This window comes from Acetobacterium sp. K1/6 (genome assembly GCF_034438075.1).
Taxonomy (GTDB): Bacteria; Bacillota; Clostridia; order Eubacteriales; family Eubacteriaceae; genus Acetobacterium; species Acetobacterium carbinolicum.
Map to the genome: position 1 here is coordinate 178,990 of NZ_JAXQGA010000003.1, position 18,673 is coordinate 197,662.

General features: G+C 43.1%; 14 protein-coding genes and 2 pseudogenes. 12 read left to right on the plus strand and 4 right to left on the minus strand.

The window, feature by feature from the left end; all coding sequences use genetic code 11:
* Window positions 1-1,362, minus strand: a complete 1,362-nt coding sequence (locus U2P91_RS03915; RefSeq protein ID WP_322519072.1) for a DUF6179 domain-containing protein — start codon at window positions 1,360-1,362, stop codon at window positions 1-3.
* Window positions 1,355-1,852: a DUF6323 family protein gene (locus U2P91_RS03920; protein ID WP_111888836.1), complete on the minus strand. Its 498-nt coding sequence runs from the start codon at window positions 1,850-1,852 to the stop codon at window positions 1,355-1,357. The genes U2P91_RS03915 and U2P91_RS03920 overlap by 8 nt, the downstream gene beginning before the upstream one ends.
* Before the next feature lie 365 nt (window positions 1,853-2,217).
* Here U2P91_RS03920 and U2P91_RS03925 point away from each other — a divergent pair, with 365 nt between their 5' ends.
* From U2P91_RS03925 to U2P91_RS03955, 7 genes and pseudogenes are all read left to right on the plus strand, one after another.
* Entirely contained in the window at window positions 2,218-2,616 is a 399-nt protein-coding gene (locus U2P91_RS03925; protein WP_322519073.1) for a hypothetical protein, read from the plus strand.
* A gap of 85 nt (window positions 2,617-2,701) precedes the next feature.
* Window positions 2,702-3,697, plus strand: a pseudogene (gene kdpB, locus U2P91_RS03930) (potassium-transporting ATPase subunit KdpB); the annotation flags it as partial.
* Window positions 3,698-3,707: 10 nt separating this feature from the next.
* Window positions 3,708-4,283, plus strand: a complete 576-nt coding sequence (kdpC, locus tag U2P91_RS03935; protein WP_416173378.1) for a potassium-transporting ATPase subunit KdpC — start codon at window positions 3,708-3,710, stop codon at window positions 4,281-4,283.
* A gap of 95 nt (window positions 4,284-4,378) precedes the next feature.
* Entirely contained in the window at window positions 4,379-5,155 is a 777-nt protein-coding gene (locus tag U2P91_RS03940) for a hypothetical protein (protein ID WP_322519074.1), read from the plus strand.
* Window positions 5,079-6,365: a DUF4118 domain-containing protein gene (locus tag U2P91_RS03945; protein WP_322519075.1), complete on the plus strand. Its 1,287-nt coding sequence runs from the start codon at window positions 5,079-5,081 to the stop codon at window positions 6,363-6,365. Before U2P91_RS03940 ends, U2P91_RS03945 begins: the two co-directional genes overlap by 77 nt.
* Window positions 6,359-6,571 (plus strand): annotated as a pseudogene (locus U2P91_RS03950) (winged helix-turn-helix domain-containing protein); the annotation flags it as partial. The gene U2P91_RS03945 and the pseudogene U2P91_RS03950, both read left to right, overlap by 7 nt.
* Before the next feature lie 219 nt (window positions 6,572-6,790).
* A complete protein-coding gene (locus U2P91_RS03955; RefSeq protein WP_322519076.1) occupies window positions 6,791-8,674 on the plus strand; it encodes a diguanylate cyclase in 1,884 nt (627 codons plus the stop codon).
* A gap of 35 nt (window positions 8,675-8,709) precedes the next feature.
* On the opposite strand, the gene U2P91_RS03960 is transcribed toward U2P91_RS03955, so the two are convergent.
* On the minus strand, window positions 8,710-10,206 hold the full coding sequence (locus U2P91_RS03960; RefSeq protein ID WP_322519077.1) for an HD-GYP domain-containing protein: 1,497 nt from the start codon (window positions 10,204-10,206) through the stop codon (window positions 8,710-8,712).
* Window positions 10,184-11,353 carry an iron-containing alcohol dehydrogenase gene (locus U2P91_RS03965; protein ID WP_322519078.1) on the minus strand — a complete coding sequence of 390 codons (1,170 nt, stop codon included), beginning with the start codon at window positions 11,351-11,353 and terminating at the stop codon, window positions 10,184-10,186. The genes U2P91_RS03960 and U2P91_RS03965 overlap by 23 nt, the downstream gene beginning before the upstream one ends.
* A gap of 227 nt (window positions 11,354-11,580) precedes the next feature.
* Here U2P91_RS03965 and U2P91_RS03970 point away from each other — a divergent pair, with 227 nt between their 5' ends.
* The 5 genes from U2P91_RS03970 (at window position 11,581) to uvsE (ending at window position 18,619) form a co-directional block, all read left to right on the plus strand.
* Window positions 11,581-13,338: a GGDEF domain-containing protein gene (locus U2P91_RS03970; RefSeq protein ID WP_416173379.1), complete on the plus strand. Its 1,758-nt coding sequence runs from the start codon at window positions 11,581-11,583 to the stop codon at window positions 13,336-13,338.
* 91 nt (window positions 13,339-13,429) lie between these two features.
* Entirely contained in the window at window positions 13,430-13,729 is a 300-nt protein-coding gene (locus tag U2P91_RS03975; protein ID WP_322519080.1) for a cupin domain-containing protein, read from the plus strand.
* 74 nt (window positions 13,730-13,803) lie between these two features.
* Window positions 13,804-14,475, plus strand: coding sequence for a CDGSH iron-sulfur domain-containing protein (locus U2P91_RS03980; RefSeq protein WP_322519081.1), 672 nt, complete (start codon window positions 13,804-13,806; stop codon window positions 14,473-14,475).
* A gap of 166 nt (window positions 14,476-14,641) precedes the next feature.
* The gene (locus U2P91_RS03985; RefSeq protein WP_322519082.1) at window positions 14,642-17,047 is read left to right on the plus strand and encodes an HD domain-containing phosphohydrolase; all 2,406 of its coding nucleotides are present in this window, start codon (window positions 14,642-14,644) and stop codon (window positions 17,045-17,047) included.
* 312 nt (window positions 17,048-17,359) lie between these two features.
* Window positions 17,360-18,619 (plus strand): UV DNA damage repair endonuclease UvsE, encoded by a 1,260-nt coding sequence (gene uvsE / locus U2P91_RS03990; protein WP_322519083.1) that lies wholly within the window; start codon window positions 17,360-17,362, stop codon window positions 18,617-18,619.
* Window positions 18,620-18,673 lie beyond the last annotated feature (54 nt).

Genomic DNA, 18,673 nt, shown 5'->3' on the forward strand with positions numbered 1-18,673 from the left:
TCAGACGACCTCGATGGTTGTTGTCATGCCAAGAATCTTGGCCAGCCGGTCCTGGGGCAGCGTGCGCAGATAAGCATCCAGATTTTTTTGCAGCCGGATTTCAGAAGGCGAATAATCAATGGCGTCAATGGTTGGGTGGAGGGGATGACGTTTGGTTAGTGCCGCCAGTTCAATGTCCTCCAGTAGATCAAAGACCATAGCCGCTTCAATGGGATCAAGTTCCCCGGCGATAAGCAGATCTTCCATATCAGCCAGGGTTTTAATATGCTCTTTAATAATAGCCAGCTTGTCATCAAAGAAGCGGCAGGATAAAAACTCCGTAACCAGTTCCCGATAGGTCGCATCATCCATTTTAATGCCCATATTGTAGTGAACAAGGGGTTTAATGGTGGGATTATAGCGGGGCACAAAAGTCTTGTTAAGCGAGTGAGTGGTGAGTCCCTTGTAAACAGAGGTGGTGATTTTGGGAATACTGGCGCTCAGGTATTTTTTAAGCGATCGATTGGTGATAAAAAGAGCCGTCATCACTTCCTGGGCAGCGGCTTTTAATTGCGCTTGTATTTGTGTCAGGCTCAGATTTTTTAGTTTATTCTCCAGAATGTTAAGATCAGTTGGGCTAAAATCCAATGGCAGTAGGGGAGCGTTTAGTAATTGACGACCTAAAGCATTTAAAAAAACCTGTTCACAGATATTATCAAGGAGATTTTGGTAGCCAATATCATAACCACTCATGACTTCGTGGATGATATTGGCATCAAAGTACGAACAAAACAAGTTTTCATAATACAGGCTCTCTAAATACTTGATGACAAACTCAACCCCGGCCAGATCCGTAACCGGATGGATCAGTTGATAGTCGATGTTGCTGGGGATTTCATGGGCATGAAAATTAATTTCATAGGTTTCGAAAAAGGGCGAAAAACCCTGGTCGATGGTGATCGTGTAGGCATGGTTCGGGGTTTTAAGCTTGGATTTGCAAACCCGATTATAAAAATAACGGGCCACGTTTACTTTTCGTTTTAGTACCAGTAAGCCATATTCGTAGAGCTTTTCAATGGGTTCATTTTCAATATCGACGAGAGCGGCGTCCACATCGGGTAATGATTTAAGGTAGATGCCGATGGTAAACAGATTAGAAGCCATGATTCCCTGGGCGATTTCAACCCGGACCGAGCTGCTTTCTCCCTTGGTGAAGCGCTCGGTACAGTCGGCCAGAAGTTTAAGACATTCCATTTGAACGCGCTCAGATTCTTTAGGGCTGAGGACACCCTTTAAATAGGCCTCCTGAAGCAGCGACTGAAAATAAAATTCGCCACTCAGCTTATCGGCATTAACTTTGGTCTGTTTTTTTAGATTATTCATCATCATCCTCGCTTTCCAATATTTTTTCAGTTTCATAAAGATCGTTGTAATCGGGGTCGAGTCCCAGGCGGATATTTTTAGCCATTCGCTCCAGTTCCCGAAATTTAAGCTGATCCAGTGATCCCTGACAAACCCCGTTAAAATACTTTTTCATATAACCGATAAGATCATCATCGTTCATTAAATCCAGGGTTTCATTCTTAAAATAATAAAATATCTCAACGAGGTCATTTAAAAACTCGGCATAGCGGTACTGGGAGAGATAGGGGGAATCGGCAAAGGTCAGAATAACTTTTTCGATGATTCCGCCGCCAAATTCAACCCGGCCAAAATTTTTAAGAGAATCGGATCGGGTTTCGACCAGTTCCAGCGCCTGTTCTTCGGATAACACCAGCGCATAGTCGGCAGTAATCTTATTGCATAACAGTATTTCCGAAACAGCCTGTTTTTCGATCAGAAAATTATCAAACAGCATCAGCTCAAACGACATATGGTTACCTCCCGGGCATAAAACAAAAGATTACCTATTGACAAAACTGCCAAGATATGGTATTATTTATTTGTAAAATGATAAAATGGATTATTTGCGTGTATGTTACTAATAATATCACGAAAAACTGAATAAATCAATGATCTTTAATACAAAACAGGTGTTGTTTAAGAAACAGCACCTGTTTTTTTGTCGTTCATCGCCTAAAAATAATCTCAGATGGCTGTTTCTTGCTGCCCTGATGGAACGGCGCCAATGTTCTTAATGTAATCTTTATCTTCTGATAGTAATTCGATATGCCAAATTAATTGCAAAATAAATATAATTAAATCACAAAGAATGTAAAAACTCAGGAGGAAAAGAAAATGGATAAAAAGATGGATCGAAAAAAAGCCTTTGAAGAATATATGGCTTCTGCAAAAAGGGATTTAAAAACCGGAGATTATTTTTTGGCCGAAGAAAAAATAAAAAAAGCGATGAATGAAAATCCCCACTCCCCAGCGGTACATAACCTATACGGAATTCTGGAAGAATTGTTGAAGGAAGAAAATTTAGCGCATAAGCATTATCGGGCCGCCATTGCTCTGGACCCCGCCTATAAACCGGCGATGCGGAATTTAGAAAGAATTTCTACCTTTGAAGAGCGGACCAGAAAAGGTCATATTGATTTTGGAGATGAACCAGAACAGCCCGAGGAAGACCTGTATATCATCGAATACGACCGAAACCATGTGGGTCATTTGCATAAAAAAAATAGGAAGTGAAAGAGATGAACGTCGTTTTAGTCCTTTCAGGGCTCATCGCACTGCTACTGCTTTTTTATTTGGTTTTTGTTTTATTTAAAGGTGAAGCATTGTGGTTTTGGCCAAGAAGCGGTTTGATCTGCGGGGGCGGGACATCAACGCCCTGGGCGCCAGCTTTGTGGCATTTACGGCCAAAACCAGAATGAGCGGCATCGATTTTCAGGGATATGAGATTCGCAAAGGGGCGGCTGAAGCCGTAAAAGCCTATGTTTTGGCTAACGGCGGTAGTTATCCGGAGGAATGCAGGTTGGTTGTCAACAAAGTGGCAAACGATGGGGGAACCCCGCTGGTGGTGGCCCAAAAAAATCAGGTATTGGGTGTGATCTACCTTAAGGATGTTGTCAAGAATGGGGTTAAAGAACGCTTTGAAGATTTGCGTAAAATGGGGATCAAAACCATCATGATTACCGGTGACAATCCCATGACGGCGGCGATTGCGGCCGAGGCGGGGGTGGACGATTTTCTGGCCGAAGCAACTCCGGAAGCTAAGTTGACACTGATCCGGGATTATCAGGCGAAGGGCCATCTGGTCGCGATGACCGGGGACGGAACCAATGATGCCCCGGCACTGGCTCAGGCCGATGTTGCGGTGGCCATGAATACCGGAACTCAGGCCGCTAAAGAAGCCGGAAATATGGTGGACCTGGATTCCAGCCCCACCAAACTGATTGATATAGTCCGAATCGGAAAACAGCTTTTGATGACCAGAGGCGCACTGACAACCTTCAGTGTCGCCAATGACGTGGCCAAATATTTTGCCATCATTCCGGTTTTGTTTTTCAGCATCTATCCGCAATTGGTGGGACTCAATATAATGGGACTGACCAGTGCTAAAAGTGCCATCCTGTCGGCGATAATCTATAATGCCCTGATTATTATTGCTTTGATTCCGCTGGCTTTAAAGGGGGTCAAGTATCGGGAAGTGTCGGCAGGAAAACTGTTGCAAAGAAATCTGCTGATTTATGGTTTAGACGGTTTACTGGCTCCGTTTGTGGCCATAAAATTACTGGACATGCTGTTAACTGTCCTGGGCTTGGTGTGAGGTGAAGACGATGAAAAAAAGCAGCAAAGAATCCATAGTGTCAAAATTACGGCCAGTATTGGTCAGCTTTTTGGTGTTGACTCTGATTTGTGGGGTGATTTATCCGGTTATTGTAACAAGTATTGCACAAATTGCATTTCCAAATCAGGCAAATGGTAGTATCATTACAGTAACACAAGAAAACGGTACATCAATTGATGTGGGTTCTGCCCTGATCGGCCAGGTCTTCACAGAACCCCAATATCTGATCGGCAGGCCCCAGGGAACATCTCAGTTATCGCCAGTTAGTGAAGAGCAAAGGGCGCTGATCGAGGAGCGGGTGGTCTGGTGGCAGGCCCTTGATCCCCAAAATACCGGAGCGATTCCCAGTGATCTGGTGACCGCATCGGGAAGCGGGGTCGATCCCAATATCTCGCCGGAAGCGGCAGAATATCAGGTAAAACGAATTGCCCAGGCACGGAATATGTCAGAAAAAGCGGTCCGGGAAGTAATCACCCGCTATACAACGGGAAAACTGCTGGGCCTCTGGGGAGAGCCAGGCGTCAACGTATTAAAGGTGAATCTGGCCCTGGATGGACGCATTTAGTAATGATATAGATAATTGAGAACGTGCCGTGAGCTTTGTGATCAATTTCGCAATTGTCTAAATAAAATAACGAGATGAAGGTGGGGGATTAAGCGGTGGATTTTAGTGATACCCGTCCGAATCCGGATGACATTTTAGAAGATCTGTTTATCAAAGAACAAAATAAAAAGGGGCGGCTGGAAATTTTTTTCGGATATGCGGCCGGGGTCGGAAAAACCTATGCGATGCTTGATGATGCCCAGGAGCAGATGCGATGCGGGGTTGATGTACTGGTCGGGTATGTGGAAGAACATACCCGACCGGAAACCATCCAGATTATGAGTGGATTGCCGACCCTGGCACCTAAAATAGTCGAATACCGAAAGATTAAGCTGAAGGAATTTGATTTGGATGCCGCCCTCAAGCGCAGGCCTGAATTAATTCTGGTGGATGAGTTGGCGCATACTAATGCTCCGGGAATGCGCAACAAAAAAAGATATCAGGATGTTGAAGAACTTCTCAATGCGGGGATCGATGTTTTTACCACGGTCAATGTACAGCATTTGGAGAGCCTGAACGATGTGGTCCAGAAGATCACCCAGATTGATGTGAAAGAAACCATTCCGGATGATATCTTCAATCAGGCTGATAAGATTCGCCTGATTGATATTGAACCCGATGAATTACTAAGGCGTTTTGAAAGCGGCAAAGTTTACCGGCCGGAACGCACCCAAAAAGCCTTGGAAAACTTTTTTACCCGGGAAAATCTCCGCTTGCTGCGGGAAATCGCGATGCGGCAAGCTGCCAATCGGATCAGTGCTGATTATTTCCAGAGTAACCGTCGGCTATCTTTACGGGATTCTGGGCTCCTGCCTGACGGTGCTGGTTTTTAATTTCTTTTTTACCATTCCTTATTATACTTTGCATGCCATCCAGGCGGGGTATCCCATTACCTTTGTGATTATGTTGTTGGTCGCACTGATTACCAGTGCCCTGACGGTCCGGATAAAAACCCAGGTCCGCCTGGCGGTAGAACGGGAACACCGCACGGAGGTACTCTATGAGATCAATAAAAAGTTACTAGCATCGCGAGATTTAGAAGAAACCATCGAGCTGATCAATACCTACATGGTTAAGATATTTGGTCGGTCAGCGATCTTTTACCGTCAGGACCCGGGAGATCATCACTCTGAGAACTTTCTCCAGTCACCATTGGATGGCGATGCTTCTTTTCTGATGTCAGAAAGTGAACGGGCGGTAGCACATTGGGTCTTTATGAATAAAAAATGTGCCGGAGCCGGAACGGATACCCTGATGGGGGCAAGGGCCTTCTATATGCCCATTGTCGCTCAAACAAAGGTATTGGGGGTTATCGGTTTGTCTTGTGTTAATGACATTCTTAACCAAAACAATCGGTTGTTTTTAAGAATGATTGCTTCACAAGTTGAGATGGCTCTGGAACGGCATTACCTTTCTGGTGAACAGCGACGGATGCTGATTGAATCTGAAAAGGAAAAAATGCGAAGCAATCTGCTCCGGGGGATCTCTCATGATCTGCGAACACCACTCACCGGAATATTAGGGGCGAGTTCGGCGATTCTGGAAAACAGCAGTACCATGGATCAGGAAACCCATGATACACTAATCGCCAACATCCGGGAGGATTCCCAGTGGCTGATTCGGATGGTAGAAAATCTGCTATCGGTTACAAGAATTAACGCGGGACCAATGAATGTGACCAAAACCCCAGAGGCGGTCGAAGAAATTGTAGCCGAGGCGATCAGTCGGATTCGCAAACGCTTTATCAATCGAAAAATTATTGTGAGAGTGCTGGAACAGCTGTTGATTGTCCCCATGGATGGCACTTTGATTGAGCAGGTGATGATCAACCTGCTTGAAAATGCGATAAAGTTTTCACCGGAGGACTCGGTCATTGCGGTTGAGGTGAAAAAAGTCGCGAACGAAGCGGTGTTTGAAGTAAGAGACCAGGGTAAAGGCATTAGTAACCAGGAATTGCCCTATCTTTTTGAGACCGCTGTACCCGATGGTAAGCGGAGTGCGGATTCGTCCCGCGGCATGGGGATTGGGCTGTCCATATTATGATGCTGTTATCAAAAAATGTCGGGAAAGTTCTGACCCATGATTATATTATCCGGGAGGTTTGGGGACCCTATACCAACGAGATTCAGGCTCTGCGGTTGAATATGGCCAACATTCGCAGAAAAATTGAAGAAAACCCGGCCGAACCCCAATATATTGTCACCCAGGTTGGCGTCGGCTATCGGATGGTAGAAGAGCTGGAAGGCTAAGAAAAATTGATAAATAAAATCTGCCAATTGAATTGCTTAAAAAGTTTTCAATTGGTTTTTTTATTTTCCAGGAATAAATAAACAGATCAACATTCGCATTTCTTGATTTTTATTAAATAGATTGACGATCAAGGCCTAAAAATGGCATACTAGAACTAATTGAAATCTGAAAATAAAATTGAGGTATTGTCTAATAAAGATGATTGAAGAAGGAAAACTATGGAAATAACAGCACTGAATATTGCAATTGCCCTGCTTATTCTTTTTTTGTTTGGTTTGGGGCTGTACTTGATTCTCAAAAAAGGCCGAAAAAGAAAAAAAGAGCGGGAAATTCGCCGTTTTAATGAGCTGGTTCAAACTTTCATCGAGTCTGAGGAGATACCGGTATCCCTGAAAGATGATGCGCTTAATTATATCTTTGTCAATTTGGCGATGGAAGACTTTTATGGGATCAGTTCAGAAGCAATCATCGGATTAGATGATTTTGAAATTCTGGACGATAAGATGGCCATGAAAGAAAGAAAAACCGATAAAAAAGTATTGGCGACAAAAACCTTTGTGACCGATGAAATGCTGTGGCGTGGTAAGATTTTTAAAACCACTAAATTTCCGGTTGATCTGCTTAATGGAAAGTTTGGTGTCGGAGCCTATATCCGCAGCGCATCAGAAAAGAACCGCGAGAAATATTTAAAAACCCTGATGTCAATCAGTGATGGGGTCATGATTGTGGATCCCATGGGTAAGATTGAGATGCTCAACAGCACCGCCGCAGAAATGACTGGCTGGACGGCCAGAGAAGCGATGGGAAAACACTATTCCCAGGTTTTTGTTCTGGAGGATGAAAAGAAGAGCGGTGTCGTTCCGGATCCGATTGAGGAAGCTTTTAGAGACAATACCATGAAAGAATTTGACAGCCAGGTGGTACTTGTTTCCAGAGATGGAAAGAAATATCACCTGGAAGATAGTATAGCCCCGATCAGTGATGATGAGGGGCAGATTGATGGGGCAATTGTTATTTTCAGAGACGTCACCGAAATAAAAGGAAAAAGGGACGCCATGGAGTATAACAGTTTCCATGATGCCCTAACCGGTTTGTATAACCGGCGGTTTTTTGAAGAAGAACTGATCCGTCTGGATACCGAAAGAAATCTACCATTATCCGTGATTATTGGTGATGTCGACAGTTTAAAACTGACAAACGATATTTTTGGTCATGAAGCCGGCGATGAACTGATTAAAAGGGTTTCTGAAATATTTAAAAAGGTTTGTCGGGCGGATGATATTATTGCCCGCTGGGGAGGAGATGAATTCGCCATCTTACTGCCACAAACCGAAAAGAAAGACGCTCAAAAACTCTCGGATCGGATTAGAGATAATTTCAGCAAGGAAAAAATTAAATCGATTCAGGGAAATGTATCCCTGGGCGTGGCAACCAAGTATCAACCGGAAGAGAATATTGAAGTCATTATTGCCAGTGCGGAAGACAATATGTATATGAAAAAAACCCTGAATCGGGGGAAAAAGAAGGAAGATGCCTTTAATCTTATTCTGGATAAGTTATATGGTGAATTGCCGGTTGAAGCTGAGCATGCCAGAAAGACCAGCGAAGTGTGTAAAAAAATTGCCCGCAAAATGAAGCTGCCTGAAGCTGAAATCAATAAGGTATCCAAGGCCGCTTACCTCCATGATATTGGTAAAGTGGCACTCGATAAAGAAGTGGCCAGCAAAAATGAATATGTGATTGACGAAACCTTTAAAGAAATGAAAATGCACCCGGTGGTAGGTTATCGGATTTTGAACGCCTTTGATCATACGATGGATCTGGCTAATGTTGTGTTGGGACATCATGAACGTTGGGATGGAACCGGGTATCCCCAGGGACTCAAGGGCAAAGAGATACCCAAACTCTCCCGGATTATTGCCGTCGGCGAACGTTTTGATGATATGACAACAGATACCGACTATCGGAGTGCGATAGGGAGCAATGAAGCCTTAGAAGAAATGAAACGCAATGTCGGCACCCATTACGATCCTGAAGTGGTCGAAGCCCTGGAAAAAGTGATAATTGAAGAAGCGGTTGCTACCGCCAGACTAAGCCGATAATATGGATAAAAAATAAAGGCCGCAGTAATTATTTGTTACTGCGGCCTTAAATGTTGTTCGATGACTTTGCAGAAAATTTTAACCATACCGGGATCAAACTGAGAGCCAGCGCAGGAAATGATTTCATTGATGGCTGTTTCGGGGGAGAGTGCTGCCCGGTAGGGACGGTCATTGGTCATGGCGTCATAAGAATCCACAATCGCTAATACCCTGCACTCAATGGGGATATCCTCACCGACGAGGCCTAAGGGATAGCCGCTACCATCCCATTTTTCCTGATGTTTTAAAATCAGGTGGGAAATTTCCTTCAATTCGGATGATTCGTTGGCAATCCGTTCACCGATGGCACAATGGGTTTTCATCACCTTCCATTCATCCGGGGTTAAAGCACCGGGCTTTTTTAGAATGCTATCGGGAATTCCGACCTTGCCGATGTCATGAAATTTAGTCAGTAACTGAATTCGGTCCATCACATTCTGCGGTAATCGCAGGGCCTGACCGATCAGGGTGGCCAGGGTATCCATTCGACTGGTATGACCTTCGGTGATATAATCTTTGGCTTCCAGGGCTTTCATCAGGGTTTTTACCAGATTGTTCCGGGTGCTGGATTCTTTTAGCAGTTTGTTTTGATACATATTATTGTCGGCTTCCTGAAAGAGAAAATTAGTATTGACCAGGCCGGAAGCGTGATGGGAATAGCCGTAGGAAAGGGAGATTTTAAAGGTTGCATCCGGCAACTCATTTAAACATTTTAAATGGCCATTCATCTTTTCAAGTGCCGCTTCGAGGGTCTCTGGTAGTTGATTTTTTACAATCACGGCAAATTCGTCGCCGCCCACCCGGGAAACAATTCCCATCGATTGAAAACATCGGCTGATGACCTGGCTGGCCGAGACAATGACCTGATCCCCCATTAAATGCCCGAGGGTATCATTGACAAACTTAAGTCCATCAATATCCAATAGTAAGATGGTTAATTTTTCGATGTTACGGTTGTTAATCTGGGCCAACTCGGTTTCGAAAAAGCGGCGGTTGGTAATGTGGGTCAGGGTGTCTTTCTCCGCCAGATCCCGGAGCTTTTTTTCCATATTCACCCGTTCGGTCATATCCCGAATCATGATCAGGACCTCATCAAAGGTTGAAATTTGAACCCGAACTTCAAAATAGTGAAGAGCGTTTTGAAAGGGCATGGAAAAATAATAATCAGACAAAACCCGGGTACACGAAACGACTTCGATAACTTGTTTGAGATCAGTCATTAGAATCTGGTTTCCCATGATCTCCACTAGCGCGTAGGAGCCAGTGTGCGAAGAAGGATTCAGCGGCGTAATCTGCCCCTGGTCATTGCTAATGAGTAAAATATCAGGAATTGTGGCAATTAATGCCTGTGTTCGGCTGTGAATCCGCTCCAGATCGACCAGTTTTGTTTGCAGCTGGGCGTAGTAGTTTTTCTTAAAGGAGTTCTCGCCCAGACCGATAATTGATTCTCGGGTAAGCTCTTTTTTATTCTTAGGTTTGTAAGACTCGTCCATAAATAATTCTCACCTCTTCTTTTGTCAAAATCCTGGGATTGGTTACCATACAGGGATCGTTTAAGGCATTTTCCACTAAATAGGCCACGGTGCTTTCTTTTAAATTTTCCACCTTAATATGGGTTGGAATAGTTAAGTTTTCCCGCATTGAAACGATCCGGTTAATAATCATCTCAAGCAGTAGCGTATCACTGACATTATCCACGGACAAGCCTAATTGTCTGGCAATGTCCCGATAGCGGTCGGGAACCGTTTCAAAATTAATACGGATGATATGCTCAAGCAAAATGCTGTTACACTCACCATGAGGTAAATCCAGAAGACCGCCCATCGAGTGGGACATCGCGTGGACGGCGCCGAGGCTGGCGTTGGAAAAAGCCAAACCAGCCTGGAGGGAACCAAGCATTAGCTCATACATGGTCTCGATGCTTCGCTGCGGCATTACTGATTTTTCAATGACCTGATTAATCAGACGGATGGATTCCAGCGCATGAACGTCGGTAAGGGCCGAATGGGTACTCGATACATAAGCTTCAATGGCGTGTGTCAGAGCGTCCATGGCAGTGCAGGCGGTTAAATAGCGGTCCATCGACATCAGCGGAATGGGGTCAATCAGGGCCAGATCGGGCACCACTTTTTTGCTGATAATGGCCCGTTTAATATGGGCGGCGCTATCCTTGATAATGGCAAACTGGGAAACATCTGCGGAAGAACCGGCAGTGGTGGGAATACCGATCAGCGGTGGCCCCGGCATCCTCACTTCGTCAACCCCTTCGTAGTCCAGAATATTGCCGCCATTTGAGGCCACAATGCTGATGCATTTAGCACAGTCGATCGCGCTGCCGCCGCCGATGGCGATAATCAAGTCACAGCCCAGTGATAAAAAAAGATCAGCGCCGCGCATCGCTTCATGATCTTTAGGATTGGGGGTTATGTCATCAAAAAAGAAGAGTTTTTTTACATGAGGACGGATCAGATCAATGGTGTCACGGAACCATTCAAAGTTCTGAAGCGCCTTATCGGTGACAATCATCGGTTTTTTAGCATTAAAATGAGAGATATAACGCCCAATCAACAATCGGGCGTCGACACCGATGATTATTTCCGGGATTACAAATTTCCTTAGTTCCAATAGGGCTTTAGGCATAATAATAACCTCTCATTCTGATGGAGTTGCAGTTACTTTAGTATAACAGCTGAGGTTCTATCTGTAAACATTTCTTAGTGGTGTTAACACGAGCAGCCAAAGGTGGGGGTATCTATACTTAAATACCCGAGTCCGGTAAAAATTAACGAAAAATTAACACGTTGCTAATATTAATAGCTGCCTCCCATGGATATAATTTGTGACATCAACTATGGGGAGGAATGTGTTTGGATATCAATCAGAATAAAGAAGAAGAGCGGTTGAGAGGGGAGCTCTTAGAAATACTCTACCAGAAAAAAATCACAACCGTTTTTCAACCCATCGTATCGTTGCTTGACGGAACCGTCCATGGCTATGAAGCCCTTAGCCGGGGACCAACCGATTCGCTGCTTCACACCCCGGACGTACTGTTTAAATGCGCCCAGAAGTTTAATAAACTTTGGGAGCTGGAATTTCTCTGTCGTTCAAAAGCCTTTGAGGCGGCCTTTAAAATAGAAAGTGAATTCAAACTTTTTTTAAATGTCAACCCCAATATCATGCAGGATGTCCAATTCAGAAAAGGGTTTACCAAGGAATATCTGGATAAATTTGCCATCGACCCCAAACGGATTATCTTTGAAATTACCGAGAGCGAAGCCATTAATCATCTTGCTGACTTTATTAAAACGATTGACAACTATAAGGAACAGGACTACCGGATTGCCATTGATGATGCCGGTGCTGGTTATTCGGGCCTTAACCTGATCTCGGATATTCATCCTAATTATATTAAGCTGGATATGAAACTGATCCGGGATATCGACAAAGACACAACCAAGCAATCTCTGGTAAGGTGCCTGAATGAGTTTTCAGAATATACAGAAACGGCACTGATTGCCGAGGGGATTGAGACAAAGGAAGAATTGCTGAAACTGATCGAAATTGGGGTTCAGTATGGCCAGGGGTACTTTATTCAAAGACCAAATGGAATTCTAAATTCAATCTCTAAGGATGTGGTTGAAATCGTGAGAGAAGAGAATGCCAATAAAAGAAAACTGCTCGACAATCGGGTACTTAATGACCGCATTGAGTCGATCTGTAAACTGGAGCAAACTATATCACCGGATATTCTCGTTTCACAGGTTCACGAAATGTTTAAGGAAAACGAAACCCTCTCCGGGTTTTGCGTGGTCAAAGATCTGCTTCCGATTGGGGTGATTACCCGAAACGCATTGTATAAGCGAATTAGTGGACAATACGGGTATATTCTTTATGCCAATAAACCGGTTAGCACGATCATGGATACGGATTTTATGCATGTGGATTACCTGGAGACCATTGACATCGTCGGAAAGGAGGCGATGCAGCGGGATTTTAATAAGATCTATGACTTTATTGTGGTGACCCGGAAAGATCAGTTTCAGGGAACAGTAACAGTCAAAGATTTGATGGAAAAACTCATCGAAATTGAGTTTGTTTATGCCAAGCATCTAAACCCCTTATCTGAACTTCCCGGCAATTTGATGATTGAACAGCAGCTGGAAAAGGCCCTTAAAGAAAAAGATAAAAGAACCATTCTCTATTTTGATCTGGATAATTTTAAAGCCTATAATGATCTTTATGGGTTTGAAAATGGGGACCGGGTATTAAAGGAGTTTGCCGAGATCTTAAAAACCCGGATTCCACCGGAACACTTCATTGGTCACATTGGTGGGGATGATTTTATTGCCATTGTGCCCAAAAAGAAAACCGAACAATTGTGCATCAGTGTCATTCACACGTTTAATGAAGCGGTGGTAAAATACTATAACAAAGAAGATATTGAGAAAGGTTATATCACCTCCAAGGACCGCAAAGATGTCGAGGAAAATTTTCCCTTTCTCTCGGTTTCCATTGCGGGGGTAGCCTGCGATCACAGTAAAACGGTTTTTGAACTGGCCGAAACAGCCGCCAAAATAAAAAAGAAATGCAAGAAAAAACAGGGCAGCAATTACCTGCTGAGTTAATTAAAAAAACGGATGCGCATGGCGCGTCTTTTTTTTGATGGAACTGTTTTTCGCGACAATTTTATGATATGATTTATAAGCGAGGTTTAAAATGAATATTTATAAACTCCCCGGGTTACCCAGTGACGATGAAGAGGTCGCCATTCTGGCGCAGAATGATCGGGTTCGGATTGAACGGATTATCAGTACTGGTCAGCAATCAAACTGGTACGATCAGGAAGAAACCGAATACGTGATTCTGCTTGAAGGCAGGGCCCAACTGTCATTTGGAGAAAATCAAACCATTACGCTTGAAAAAGGGGACACCCTGTTAATTCCACCGCACCAAAAGCATCGGGTTGTCTATACCTCAACCGATCCGCCCTGTATTTGGCTGTGTGTGTTTTATTAAGATTCGTAGTAATGGCAAAAACCATCAGCATTTAAAATAAATTTAATACCATCGGTTAAGCACGGAGAATAATAATGGAAAATAAAAGCATTAAAATTATAAAAAATGGCCCTTACGTAGTCACCGGGAGCATCAAACTGACGGAGAAGGTAATTACTTCCCAGGGAAAGGGGTATGTTTATACAGCAGGACGAAATCTTCCCCAGGCCCAAACCTATACCCTGTGTCGGTGCGGAAAGTCAAAAAATCCGCCTTTTTGTGATGGTGAACATTCAAAATGCGCGTTTCATGGCGAGGAGACGGCGTCGAAAGCTGCTTTTTTAGATCGGGCCGAGTTTCTTATCGGAGCAGATCTGGATATGAGAGATGACCACCGTTGCGCCTTTGCAAGATTCTGTCATCGAAATGATGGAACGGCCTGGGAACTGATCAAACAGTCGGATGATCCCAGACTCAAGGAGGAAGCCATTAAGGCTGCCAGTGAATGCCCGGCAGGTCGCCTGGTTGCATTCGAAAAAAATGGCACGGCCATCGAACCCGAATATGAACCGGAGATTGTGATTCTTCAGGATCCTGAGCGGGGGGTGAGTTGTGGTATCTTTGTCAAAGGAAGGATTCCTCTTCTATCAGCGGATGGCCACCCGTATGAAAGACAAAATCGGTTTGTTTTATGTCGCTGCGGCGAATCGGTTAACAAGCCTTTTTGTGATGCCACCCATGTACACATCAAATATCAGGATGGATAATCATTCCGGGATGGAGACATTAAAAAAGACATCATACCAGACAAAGGTTTCTTTAACCTTTGTCTGGTATGATGTCTTTTTAGCCAAAAATAATTAATTTGTCCTGGGATGGGTTGATCTGTGAGTGTGAAGAATTGACCCGTTGCGCTCTGGAATGAGGAAGTGTATGAATCTTCAAAACGTTTTGCTAAATACCATCGTCTTTTCGTTGCCAATTATTGCTGTCATTTATATTTTTGTGGGAATCAAACTCTTAAAACAAAAAGTGGATGGACAGTTTAATTATTTTTCCGCCCTGATGTTTGCTGCAGCAATTTATGCATTGGGCTATTTTCTTTCACTTAATTCTCAAACAATCGAAATGATGATTTTTGCCAGAAATTTTGCCAACCTGGGTGTGATTTTTATTCCAACATTTGGGATATTATTTGTTGCTCAATTTGTGAAAAAGAAAATACCGGGGAAGATTAAGTTTTTATTAGCTGCTGTATCTTGCTTTCTGTGGACCATTTATATCACCAATCCCCTTCATCAGTTGGCTTTTAACTGGGTGGAACTGATAAAGGTCAATGGTTTTTCGGTCGCCAGTACCTCAAAAAACATCGGTTATTATCTGATTTTGGGTTATTATACTATTTTTATCGTCTTTACAATGATGGCATTGATGATGGCAATCAAAAAATCAACCTCCCGAAACCTGATAAAAAGCTATCGCTTTGTCCTTTTGACCACTCAGATCTCCTGGCTTGCAGTGCTGGTGATTCTGATTGGCCTTGATAAATACGTTGACCCCACCCCCGTGGTGATTCTGGTGATTCTAGCCATGATCGGGGTGGATGAGGTTAAAAACGATCTGTTTGAGTTAGAAATAAATCGTTGGAAACAAACGTTTTGGAATCTTGGGGAGGTCGCATTTCTGATAAATTCCGACCGTGAGATTATTTGTATGAACTCCGTTGCTAGCCTTTTTTATGAGAAAAAAAAGGAAAATATCGCAGAAATCTTAGCGATTCTTGATCAGGGCGATCACAAACGAAAACCGGTAAAAATAAAAATCGGCAAGGATGACCGATGGCTCTATGTCAATAAGAACAATTTTGATACCAAGCGAAAACTGGTAAGCTATATGCTGGTCGATTTTACCGAACGGCACCAGACTGAACTTGCTTTAAAAGAAAGTGAAGAACGTCACCGCTTATTAATTACCCAAATGTCTCAGGGGTTGGCAGTGCATGAGGTGCTCTTTGATAAGTCCGGAAGTCCGGTTGATTTTTTATACCTTGATGCCAATGATAGTTATGAAAAGCTGGTAGGCTTGAAGCGCCAGGAAATCATCGGAAAAACAGCGCTGGAGATAAAACCGGAGATGGATAAAAAATGGATAAAAAAATTCGGTCAGGTGGCGATGACCGGCCAACCAATTACATTTGAACATTATGATAAATATGTGGATAAATATTTTGAAATGGTTGCCTATTCGCCCCGGTTTAAACAGTTTGCCGTGATTATCTCGGATGTTACCGATCGAATACAGGCGGAGAAAGAAATTCGTTACCTCAGTTATCATGATTATCTGACCAGCCTCTATAACCGGCGGTTTTATGAAGAAGAACTAAAACGGTTGGACATGCCAGAAAATTTACCAATCACCCTGATCATGGCAGATGTCAATGGACTAAAGCTGATTAATGATTCGTTTGGCCATGTCATGGGAGATGAGCTCTTAAAAAAGTCGGCCCGGTTGATAAAAGAAGCGATTCCTGAAAACAATATTGTCGCCAGGTTAGGAGGAGATGAATTTATCGTGATTCTGCCGCGGACCGATATTTTTCAGGCCGTTGATATCATCAATGATCTGAAAGCTAAAACCGCCAATCAAAAAATCGGTGCGTTTGAGATTTCCATTTCGTTTGGGTATGAAATCAAGGAAATGGAAGACCAGGATATCCAGGATATTTTTAAACGGGCAGAAGATGATATGTATCGGCATAAGCTTTATGAAAGTGCCAGCATCAAGAATAAAACCATTGAGCTGATTATGAATACCCTCTATGAAAAGAGCAGCCGCGAAATGCTTCATTCGAGGCGAGTAAGCGAACTCTGCAGATCGATTGCTGTTGAGATGAACCTCAGCAAGGATGCAGTCAATCTGATTGGCACAGCCGGTTTGATGCATGATATTGGAAAAATGGGAATTGATGAGAGGATATTGAATAAGCTTGGTCATCTGGACTTTGAGGAGTGGCAGGAAATGCAACGTCATCCGGAAATTGGCTATCGGATTCTGAGTTCTTCCAATGAATTTTCAGAAATGTCCAAGTATGTGTACCAACATCATGAACGCTGGGATGGGAAGGGTTATCCTAAAAAATTAAAGCGAGAGGAAATATCGATTCAGGCACGGATTATTGGGGTGGCAGACGCCTACGATGCAATGACTGGTGATCGAACGTATCGCAAAGGGCTAACCCTAACAGAAGCGGTCAGTGAGTTAAAAAGAAATGCCGGCACGCAGTTTGATCCGGCAGTGACACGCATCTTTGTGGAAAAAGTTCTGGGTGAGAACTTTTAAATAGACTGGTTTTAAGAAGTGTGAGTTAAGACAACTAAATTAATCCCGTCGATAATGGTAAGATAAGCTGAAGGAGTCTGGAATCAGGCTCTTTTTTGTGTAAAATTAACGCCGATATCATTGATTTTACACCCAATTCGCTTCATATTAAGATTCATTTCTGATATAATGAAAAAATCATTTACAATAGTATTATCAAACCGATTTTGCCTGCGCAACAGCAGGGCATGTTGGATCAGTTTTATGCTGCGGCTAAAAACTTTGGTGATCAGGTCATCTGTGAATAAATGGTCGATAGGAAAGAAGGTTGTTATGAGGATAGGATACGCATGTTTAACGGTGGGAGTACCCAATACTGAACTTAAAACGTGCTTGCTTAAAAATGTTACCGATGAAAAATTGACGGAGTTGATCAAGCATAATTTAAATGCACTGGAAAATATGATTGACTACAATATTAATAACCGGGTTGAATTATTTAGAATCAGTTCATCCCTGATCCCCTTTGGATCAAATCCGGTTAACCGGATCATCTGGTGGGAAGTATTTGAAAAGCAGTTAAAAAAGATCGCAAAGAAAATAGCCAAAAGCGGGATGCGGGTTTCCATGCATCCGGGACAATACACCGTTTTAAATTCACCCGATGAAAAGATCGTGTCTAACGCCATTGCCGACCTTAATTATCACGCCCGGATTATGGACAGCCTTGGGCTGGGGCCGGAGAATAAAATTATCCTCCACGTAGGTGGGGTTTATAATGATAAGAAACAGGCGATCAAACGATTTCTAAAAAATTATGATGGCTTGGATGAAACTGTCAAGAAACGACTGGTCATTGAAAATGATGATAAATCCTACACCATCAGTGATGTTGTAATCATTGGGAAAGCACTGGATATTCCGGTTGTCTTTGATAACCTCCATCATAAGGTGAATCCCTGTGATACAAATCAGCCGGACACGTATTGGATCGATATTTGTAAAACCACCTGGAAAAGTCAGGATGGCAATCAGAAGATTCATTATTCCCAACAAAATCCCGAAAAAAAAACCGGTTCCCACTCTAAAACAATAGCGATAACAGCGTTTATGGCGTTCTATGAAGCGATAAAGGACAGAGATCTGGACATCATGCTGGAAGTCAAAGATAAAAATCTGTCGGCCATAAAATGTATCAATTGCACAATCGGGGAAAAAGAAATAAATCAATTAGAACATGAGTGGAGCAAGTATAAATATGCCGTGCTGGAACGGTCCCCGCTTGACTATCTGGAGATTAGAAAACTACTTAATAACAAAGAGCGTTACCCCTGCATCGAGTTTTATAATCTTATTGAAACCTCTTTCCAGAAAGAAACGACGATTGGAAACTCCATTAACGTGGCCCAGCACATTTGGGGATATTTCAGAACCCTGGCATTGCCCAGTGAAAAGAAGTATTTTTTAAAATTGTTGGATCAATATGAGAAAGGGGAGGCTTCGATTAAAAAGGTAAAGAAAAATTTGTGGAAAATGACTGTTAAGTACGACCAGACCTACCTGTTGGACTCCTACTATTATGTAATTATTTGAAAAAATAAAGTGGATTGTTTTTAAGTAAGGCTTAAATAATAAATGAGAAAGTGG

Excerpts from the sequence above, each read along its gene's own strand:
- U2P91_RS03980 (WP_322519081.1), top strand. The coding sequence starts at position 13,804 with ATGGAAAATAAAAGCATTAAAATTATAAAAAATGGCCCTTACGTAGTC.
- U2P91_RS03915 (WP_322519072.1), bottom strand. The coding sequence starts at position 1,362 with ATGAATAATCTAAAAAAACAGACCAAAGTTAATGCCGATAAGCTGAGT.
- U2P91_RS03955 (WP_322519076.1), top strand. The coding sequence starts at position 6,791 with ATGGAAATAACAGCACTGAATATTGCAATTGCCCTGCTTATTCTTTTT.
- U2P91_RS03975 (WP_322519080.1), top strand. The coding sequence starts at position 13,430 with ATGAATATTTATAAACTCCCCGGGTTACCCAGTGACGATGAAGAGGTC.
- U2P91_RS03965 (WP_322519078.1), bottom strand. The coding sequence starts at position 11,353 with ATGCCTAAAGCCCTATTGGAACTAAGGAAATTTGTAATCCCGGAAATA.
- uvsE (WP_322519083.1), top strand. The coding sequence starts at position 17,360 with ATGAGGATAGGATACGCATGTTTAACGGTGGGAGTACCCAATACTGAA.
- kdpC (WP_416173378.1), top strand. The coding sequence starts at position 3,708 with ATGAAAAAAAGCAGCAAAGAATCCATAGTGTCAAAATTACGGCCAGTA.
- U2P91_RS03960 (WP_322519077.1), bottom strand. The coding sequence starts at position 10,206 with ATGGACGAGTCTTACAAACCTAAGAATAAAAAAGAGCTTACCCGAGAA.
- U2P91_RS03925 (WP_322519073.1), top strand. The coding sequence starts at position 2,218 with ATGGATAAAAAGATGGATCGAAAAAAAGCCTTTGAAGAATATATGGCT.
- U2P91_RS03920 (WP_111888836.1), bottom strand. The coding sequence starts at position 1,852 with ATGTCGTTTGAGCTGATGCTGTTTGATAATTTTCTGATCGAAAAACAG.
- U2P91_RS03985 (WP_322519082.1), top strand. The coding sequence starts at position 14,642 with ATGAATCTTCAAAACGTTTTGCTAAATACCATCGTCTTTTCGTTGCCA.